Annotated in this window: 7 protein-coding genes; 2 read left to right on the forward strand and 5 right to left on the reverse strand. The window is 71.7% G+C overall.

The window, feature by feature from the left end; all coding sequences use genetic code 11:
* Positions 1–48: 48 nt before the first annotated feature.
* From dapC to G6031_RS15115, 3 genes are all read right to left on the reverse strand, one after another.
* Complete coding sequence (dapC, locus tag G6031_RS15105; RefSeq protein ID WP_182640942.1) at positions 49–1161, reverse strand: succinyldiaminopimelate transaminase; 1113 nt, start codon at positions 1159–1161, stop codon at positions 49–51.
* Positions 1162–1166: 5 nt separating this feature from the next.
* Positions 1167–1490, reverse strand: coding sequence for a ferredoxin (fdxA, locus tag G6031_RS15110; RefSeq protein ID WP_095718370.1), 324 nt, complete (start codon positions 1488–1490; stop codon positions 1167–1169).
* An 85-nt stretch (positions 1491–1575) separates the two neighbouring features.
* Positions 1576–4170 carry a bifunctional FO biosynthesis protein CofGH gene (locus tag G6031_RS15115; RefSeq protein WP_182653694.1) on the reverse strand — a complete coding sequence of 865 codons (2595 nt, stop codon included), beginning with the start codon at positions 4168–4170 and terminating at the stop codon, positions 1576–1578.
* A 99-nt stretch (positions 4171–4269) separates the two neighbouring features.
* Between G6031_RS15115 and G6031_RS15120 the strand changes: the two genes are divergently transcribed.
* Both G6031_RS15120 and G6031_RS15125 read left to right on the forward strand, forming a co-directional pair.
* Entirely contained in the window at positions 4270–4914 is a 645-nt protein-coding gene (locus G6031_RS15120; protein WP_179525600.1) for a PH domain-containing protein, read from the forward strand.
* The gene (locus tag G6031_RS15125; protein WP_182653695.1) at positions 4911–6599 is read left to right on the forward strand and encodes a PH domain-containing protein; all 1689 of its coding nucleotides are present in this window, start codon (positions 4911–4913) and stop codon (positions 6597–6599) included. Before G6031_RS15120 ends, G6031_RS15125 begins: the two co-directional genes overlap by 4 nt.
* Here G6031_RS15125 and G6031_RS15130 read toward each other — a convergent pair.
* Both G6031_RS15130 and G6031_RS15135 read right to left on the reverse strand, forming a co-directional pair.
* A complete protein-coding gene (locus G6031_RS15130) occupies positions 6570–6971 on the reverse strand; it encodes a hypothetical protein (RefSeq protein WP_179525602.1) in 402 nt (133 codons plus the stop codon). The two genes, G6031_RS15125 and G6031_RS15130, sit on opposite strands and share 30 nt — an antisense overlap.
* Positions 6968–7511: PIG-L family deacetylase (locus G6031_RS15135; RefSeq protein WP_182653696.1), on the reverse strand; the 544-nt coding region annotated here is incomplete at its 5' end. The genes G6031_RS15135 and G6031_RS15130, both read right to left, overlap by 4 nt.

Here is a 7511-nt window from a genome sequence, read left to right on the forward strand (position 1 = left end):
GGGCGCCGTCGGGCGTAGGCGGCCGGGCGGACGTAGGGTGCGACCCGCTCAGGCCAGCCGACGGACCGCCTCGGCCACCGTGGCGTCGGTCGCGGTGAGGGCGATGCGGACGTGCCGGGCCCCGGCGGAACCGTAGAACTCACCGGGGGCCACCAGCACACCGCGGGCGGCGAACCAGTCCACCGTCTCCCGGCAGGGCTCGTCGCGGGTCGCCCAGAGGTAGAGCCCGGCCTGCGAGTCGTCGACGCGGAACCCGGCGTCCTGCACGGCCGGGAGCAGGAGCTCACGTCGGGCCCGGTACCGCTCGCGTTGCTCGGCCTCGTGGGCGTCATCCCGGAGCGCCGCGGTCATGGCGTTCTGGACGGGCAGGGGCATCATCAGACCCGCGTGCTTGCGCACCGCCAGCAGCTCCGCCACGAGGGACGGGTCGCCCGCCACGAACCCCGCACGATACGAGGCCAGGTTCGACGTCTTGGACAGCGAGTGCAGGGCCAGGAGCCCGGTGTGGTCGCCGTCGCAGACACGCGGGTCGAGGACCGAGGGCGCCTCACCCTCCCAGACCAGCCCGAGGTAGCACTCGTCCGAGGCCACGATCACCCCGCGGTCGCGGGCCCAACCGACGACCTTGCGCAGGTGGTCCACGCCGAGCACCCGGCCGCTGGGGTTCGACGGCGAGTTGAGGTAGAGCAGGGTGGGCGACGACGGGCCGAGTTGCGTCAGGGAGTCGGCGCGCACGACCGTCGCACCCGCGAGCAGGGCCCCCACCTCGTAGGTCGGGTAGGCCACCTCCGGCACGACGACCGTGTGGCCCGGGCCGAGTCCGAGCTGTGCGGGCAGACCCGCGATCAACTCCTTGGTACCGATCGCGGGCAGGATCGCCCCGGGATCCAGGCCGGTGACCCCGTAGCGCCGGTGGAGAGCGTCGGCGGCCGCGAGCCGGAGCTCCGCGGTCCCGATGGTGGTCGGGTAACCCGGTTCCGCGGATCCGGCGGCGAGTGCCTCACGGATCAGCGGGGCGACCGGGTCGACGGGGGTGCCCACGGTGAGATCGACCAGGCCGTCGGGATGCGCGGTGGCCACTGACCTCGCCTCGGCGAGGGTGTCCCACGGGAACACGGGTAGCGCGCGCCCGGGCGGACGACGCTCCGGGCGCGACACCACCGGGGTCACTCCTGGTTCATGGGGGGCAGCGCCTTGATGAACGGGTGGTCGTAGTCGACCTTGCCCACCTTGGCGGCGCCGCCCGGCGATCCCAACTCGACGAAGAAGTCGACGTTGGCGGTGTTGTACTCGGACCACTCCTCCGGGGTGTCATCCTCGTAGAAGATGGCCTCCACCGGGCAGACGGGCTCACACGCGCCGCAGTCGACACACTCGTCGGGGTGGATGTACAGCATCCGTCCACCCTCGTAGATGCAGTCGACAGGACACTCCTCGACGCAGGACTTGTCCATCACGTCGACGCACGGCTCTGCGATCGTGTAGGTCACGTCAGCCACCTTCCTCGTAGCGGTATGGCCTGCATCGTATGTCACACCCCGCGTCCGCGACGACGCCGCCCCGAAGCCGGTCGCGCTATGTGACGACGGTCACGGGGATCTGGGTGGGGGCCGGTCCGTAGACGGTGTCCCGACGCCGGGCGGGCCGACCGATCCCGGTGGCGATCTCCGCGATCTCCTCCGGGGTCTTGGCGGACCCGTTCTCGGCCCCGGCCATCCGGGAGATCGTCTCCTCCATCAGCGTGCCGCCCAGGTCGTTCGCCCCCGCGCGGAGCATGGTGCGCGTCCCCGCGACCCCGAGCTTGACCCAGCTGGTCTGCACGTTGTGGATCGATCCGTGCAGCATGATCCGTGCCAGGGCGTGGACGGCGACGTTCTCCTCCCGCGTCGGGCCCGGCCGGGACGCGCCCGCCAGGTACAGCGGGGCACTGCGGTGCACGAAGGGCAGGGGGACGAACTCGGTGAACCCGCCGGTCCGGTCCTGGATCCCCCGCAGGGTGCGCAGGTGCGCCACCCAGTGCCTCGGCGTGTCCACGTGGCCGTACATCATGGTCGAGCTCGAGCGCAGGCCCACCTCGTGGGCGGTGGTGACGATGTCGATCCACTCGGAGGCCGGGAGTTTGCCCTTGGTCAGGACCCAGCGGACCTCGTCGTCGAGGATCTCCGCCGCGGTACCGGGGATGGTGTCCAGACCGGCCGCCCGCAGCTCGGTGAGCCACTCCCTGACCCCCACCCCGGACCGGGCCGCCCCGTTCGAGATCTCCATCGGGCTGAACGCGTGGACGTGCATGGACGGCACCCGCTCCTTGACCGCGCGGACGAGGTCGGCGTAACCGGAGACCGGCAGGTCCGGGTCGATCCCGCCCTGCATGCAGACCTCGGACGCCCCGGAGACGTACGCCTCGTACGCGCGGTCGGCCACCTCGGCGGCCGAGAGCGAGAACGCGTCCGCGTCCCCCTTGCGCTGGGCGAAGGCGCAGAACCGGCACCCCGTGTAGCAGATGTTGGAGAAGTTGATGTTCCGGTTGACCACGTAGGTCACCGTCTCCCCCACCACGTCCGCGCGGATCCGGTCGGCGAGTCCGGCCACGGCGGCCAGCCCGTCCCCCGTGGCCGTGGCCAGGGCGAGGTACTGGTCGTCCTTGAGGCCGGCCGGGTCCGACTCCGCGGCCCGCAGCGCTGCGAGCACCTCGGAGTCCGCCCGCTCGGGGACCAGCGCGGCCGCACCGAGCTCGGCGGCGCGGGCCCGGATGACGTCCCAGTTGCCGAACGCCTCGCCGATGTCCGAACGGGTGTCGGTGTTGCGGCCCTCGGTGTCGATCGCGGTGTGCAGGTCGGTCCGTCCGCTCGAGTCCCAGTCGTCGTCGGGCTCCTGCCACGGCCGCCCCGAGGGACGGACCACCTCGTCGTCGTCGCCCTCGCCACCGCCGCCGACCGCCGCCAGGCCCGTGGCCGGGTCGGCGAGCGCGTGGACGTGACCCGACACCCTGGGGTCGATCCAGGCGTCACCCGCTCCGACGTATCGCGGGTGGGCGGTGAGTCGCTCGGTCAGCGCCCAGCCCGCCGCCGCCAGGTCGGCGGTCAGTCCCTCCAGATGCGGCCACGGCCGCTCGGGGTTGACGTGGTCGGGTGTGAGCGGGGAGATGCCGCCCAGGTCGTCCACCCCCGCGCCGATGAGGGCCAGCACGTCCTGCCGGTCGACCAGGTTCGGCGGGGCCTGGACGGCGACCCGCGGGTCGAGCACCAGGCGCGCGACGGCGATCGCGGCGAGGAACTCGTCGGTGTCCGCGTCGGCCGAGTCGCGCATGGCGGTGTCGGGCTTGGCCCGGAAGTTCTGGACGATCACCTCCTGGAGGTGTCCGAACTCCCTGGCCAGCCCGGCCAGCGCGAGCAGACTGTCGGCCCGCTCGGTCCTGTTCTCCCCGATCCCCACCAGGATCCCCGAGGTGAACGGCACCGCGAGACGCCCCGCGTCGGTCAGGGTGCGCAGCCGCACGGCCGGGTCCTTGTCCGGGCTGCCGTGGTGACACGCACCCGGGGTGGTGAACAACCTCGTGGCCGTGGTCTCGAGCATCATCCCCATGGACGGTGCGACCGGCTTGAGGGTGGACATCTCCGACCAGCTCATCACGCCGGGATTGAGGTGCGGCAGCAGACCGGTCTCCTCCAACACCCGGATGGCCATGGCCCGGACGTAGTCCAGCGTCGAGGAGAAGCCGCGCGATTCGAGCCACTCCCTCGCCTCGGGCCACCGGTCCTCCGGTCGGTCACCCAACGTGAAGAGCGCCTCCTTGCACCCGGCCTCCGCGCCGCGCCGGCACAGGTCCACCACCTCGTCGGGGTCGAGGAACATGCCCTCGCCGGCGGCCCGGAGTTTCCCCGGCACGGTGACGAAGGTGCAGTAGTGGCAGCGGTCGCGGCACAGGCGGGTGAGCGGGACGAACACCTTGCGGGAATACGTCACCACCCCCGGACGCCCCTCGTCGAGGAGGCGGGCGTCGCGACGCGCGGCCGCCAGCCCGGTCAGCCGGACGAGATCGTCTCCGCGCGCGGCCAGCAACACCGCCGCCTCGGTCACGTCGAGGGTGAGCCCGTCGGAGGCCCGGCGCAGCGCGCGCCGCATGGCCGAGGGCGCGGGCTCGGGATCGACGGGCGTCAGGGCGAGATCCATGTCCGTGATGATGCCCCACCGGGGCCGGGAGGTGGAGGGCCGGTGCTGCGTGGGAGGTCACGGGCGTGCGGAACGGGACCGCGCATTAGTCTGGGCGGCATGCCCGATCCCGCCCGTCCCCTGCGCAGCAACGGCGATCCCCTGGTGTCCGCACCCCCCCGTGGCGCCGGTGGCGCCCACGCCCTGCGCGAGCCGGCTCCGGCGACCGCCACCGAGGACGTCCCCGACTCCGGGGAGGGTCTGCTGACGTCTAACCGGGTGCTCGTCACGGCTCCGCGTCACCGGATCTCCCCCCGCACGCCGGTGTTGTGGGTGATCGAGGGGATCTGGTCGTGGGCGATCCTCGCCGCCCTGCAGGTCGGGTGGTACTTCTGGGGCGACAACGTGATGGGGTTCTGGAACTGGGTCGCGCTGGCCGCGACCGTCCCGTTCGCGTTCATGTCGATCGTGGTGGCGCCGTGGTGGCGCTACATCGTGGCCCGCTGGGACGTCTCGGACACCGCGGTGTGCTCGCGCAAGGGCTGGTGGACCACCCAGTTCCGGATCGCCCCGCTGGCCCGCCTCCAGACGGTGTACACCACCCGCAACCTGTTCGAGCGCTGGTTCGGCCTGGCCACGGTCCACGCCTCCACCGCCTCCGCGCAGGGCACGGTCGAGATCAGGGGGCTGACCCTCGCTGATGCCGAGGCCCTGGCCCAGCACCTCATCGCCATCGCCAACCTCGACTCGGAGGACGGGACGTGAGCGGACCGGGCGCCGCGGCCGGGGTGACGGCGGGTCCGGACGACGACGACGAGGCCGGCTCCTCCGTCGACACCTCGCGGGACCCGGGTTCCGACCCGACGGAGGAGGACACCGCGGCCGATCGGACCGACGAGGCCGGACAGGTCGACCCGGAGGCCCCGTGGGAGCGGTTGTCCTGGCGGATGCTGCTGGTGGACCCCCTGGGGATGCTCACCCGGCTGCTGCCGCTGTTCCTCATCTCCCTGTGGCTGGGCTCGAACCGCAACAACTACTGGTTCGAGATCGGCGTCATCTCACTGATCGTCCTCGGCAGTCTGCTGCGGTGGCTGTCCACGAGCTATCAGGTCGGCCGGACCCACATCATCCTGAGGAAGGGCTTCTTCAGCCGCAACGTGGTCACGGTGTCGCGCCAGCGGATCCGCAGCGTGGACACCGAATCGGATCTGTTCCACCGGGTCATGCGGGTGTCGATCGTCGAGGTCGGCACCGGCCGCGCGGACTCCGGGAAGTCGGACGCCGAGCGGTTCCGGCTCAACGCCATCGACACGGCCCAGGTCGAGCCGCTGCGCGACGAGTTGCTCAAGCACCGGCGTGCCCTGGACCCGACGCTCAGCGAGGAGGACGAGGAGCAGTGGGGGTCGAAGTACGGTGAGGACATCTCCCAGTGGCGCGTCACGTGGGCCAGGTTCGCGCCGTTCTCCTTCATCGGGTTCGGCGTGCTCCTGTCACTGTGGCTCATCACCTGGCAGATGGGCGACATGCACGACCGCGTCATGGACCTCGCGGTGGTCGAGGCGGCCGTCTCGTGGCTCGATTCCCTCGGACAACCGTGGACGCTGGTCGGCGAGGCCGTCGCGATCTGGCTGGTGGCCGGCGTCCTGGCGATCATCACCTACGCGATCCGCTACGGGAAGTACGCACTCACCGACCGTGGGCAGTTGCTCTACGTCCAGAACGGCATCCTGCGCCGCAAGCACCAGGCGTTGGACAAGGCCAGGCTCCGCGGGGTCGAGATCCGTCTGCCCGTGTACCTCCGGATCCTGGGCGGCGGCCGGCTCGAGCCCATCATGACGGGGACCAAGAAGGGTGCCGCCGCGTCGACCCTGCTGCCGCAGGCACCCATCAAGGACGTCCGCCGGGTGGCGATCCGCATCCTCGGTGACCCGACCCCCGTCACCGTGCCTCTGCGACGTCACCCGTGGAAGGCCGCCCGGCGGCGGATCACCCGCGGACTCATGCCGTTCTGGATCGTGGCCGGTCTCATCGTCCTGGTCCGGATCGACTCCGGTCCCTCGGCCGAGATCTGGGTGCGGTGGGCGATCCCGGCGGCCCTCGTGTTCTTCCTCGCGTTGTCGGTCGACCGGATCAGGATGCTCGGCCACGCACTGCTGCCCGACATGCTGGTGACCTCGCACGGGTCGTGGACCGCCAAGCGGACGGTCCTCGAGGCGGACGGGATCATCGGATGGACGGTGACCCAGTCGGTGTTCCAGCGCTCGGCCGGGGTCGCCACCGTCTCCGCGGCCACCCCGGCGGGCAACGGCGTCTACTCGGTGATGGACATGGACGCCGACGAGGCGTGGGCTCTGGCCGAGGCGCTGACCCCGGGGATCACGGACGTCTGGAACCACGAGGGTGACCCCGACATGCGTTCCTCACCCTCGATGGGTATCCGGGCGCAGTGATCGACCCAGGGTCGCGACCCACAGCGGGATGAGACCGCCCACCAGCAGCAGCGCCAGGCCCCGCAACCCGATCGGGACCGGCATGTCCCCGCCGGGACCCAGGTTGAGCGCCACCAGGGTGAGGATCCAGATCAGGGCCGGGAACACGGCCACGATCGCGCGTTCGGACCAGGCTGAGGCTACCCGCACCAGGAACAGCGACCACACGCCGGCCACCAGGATGGTGAACGGGGCGGGGACCGGGCCGACATACGCGGTCAACCAGGCGACGGTGAGGACACAGCTGGTCGCGGCCCCCACCGCGAGCATCAGCAGCGCCACGCCGAGCTCCACGGCCGAGGTGGTGCGCGCGACGGCGGTCCGGCCGGTCACCGGGACTCCCCCACGAGCCCGTCGAGAAGGTGTGCGGTGCCGGGCGGGCACTTGACGTAGGGGCCGTCGGGGTCGACGAGGTCGTGGGCGATGTACCACTCGACCTCCGAGACCGGCTGCAGCACCCCGTTGGTCAGTGCGAGGAACCACGGATCGTCGTCCGTGCCGGGCACCAGTTCCAGCTGGGTCGCGTGCCCGGTCAGTGCCTCCAACTTGGCCGCATAGGTCGCGTCGTCGAGCGGCACCCGGTGGGTGAGTCGGGAGTCCGGCACCGAGGGAAGCTCGGACTCCCCCGCGTGCCGCAGGTGGCCGGGTGGCGCGGGGTGCCGTCGCGAGACGTCCGACCGGGCGGTCACCGTCCACGCCATCCGCCGGGGCCGGTGGCCGGCCTCGTCGAGAGCGGCGCGGACGACCTCGTGGACACGGATGTGATCCGGGTGCCCGTACCCCCCGCGCGGGTCGTAGGTGACGAGGAGATGGGGCCGCCAGCCGTCGAGGAGCGACGCCATCTCCTCGACCGCCTCGCGTCCCGACCCGACG

The sequence above is a fragment of the Dietzia sp. CQ4 genome, assembly GCF_014145125.1.
GTDB classification, from domain to species: Bacteria; Actinomycetota; Actinomycetes; order Mycobacteriales; family Mycobacteriaceae; genus Dietzia; species Dietzia natronolimnaea.

What these genes read in the sequence shown, in the direction of transcription:
- G6031_RS15115 (WP_182653694.1), bottom strand. Translation starts at nt 4,170, where the DNA reads ATGGATCTCGCCCTGACGCCCGTCGATCCCGAGCCCGCGCCCTCGGCC.
- G6031_RS15120 (WP_179525600.1), top strand. Translation starts at nt 4,270, where the DNA reads ATGCCCGATCCCGCCCGTCCCCTGCGCAGCAACGGCGATCCCCTGGTG.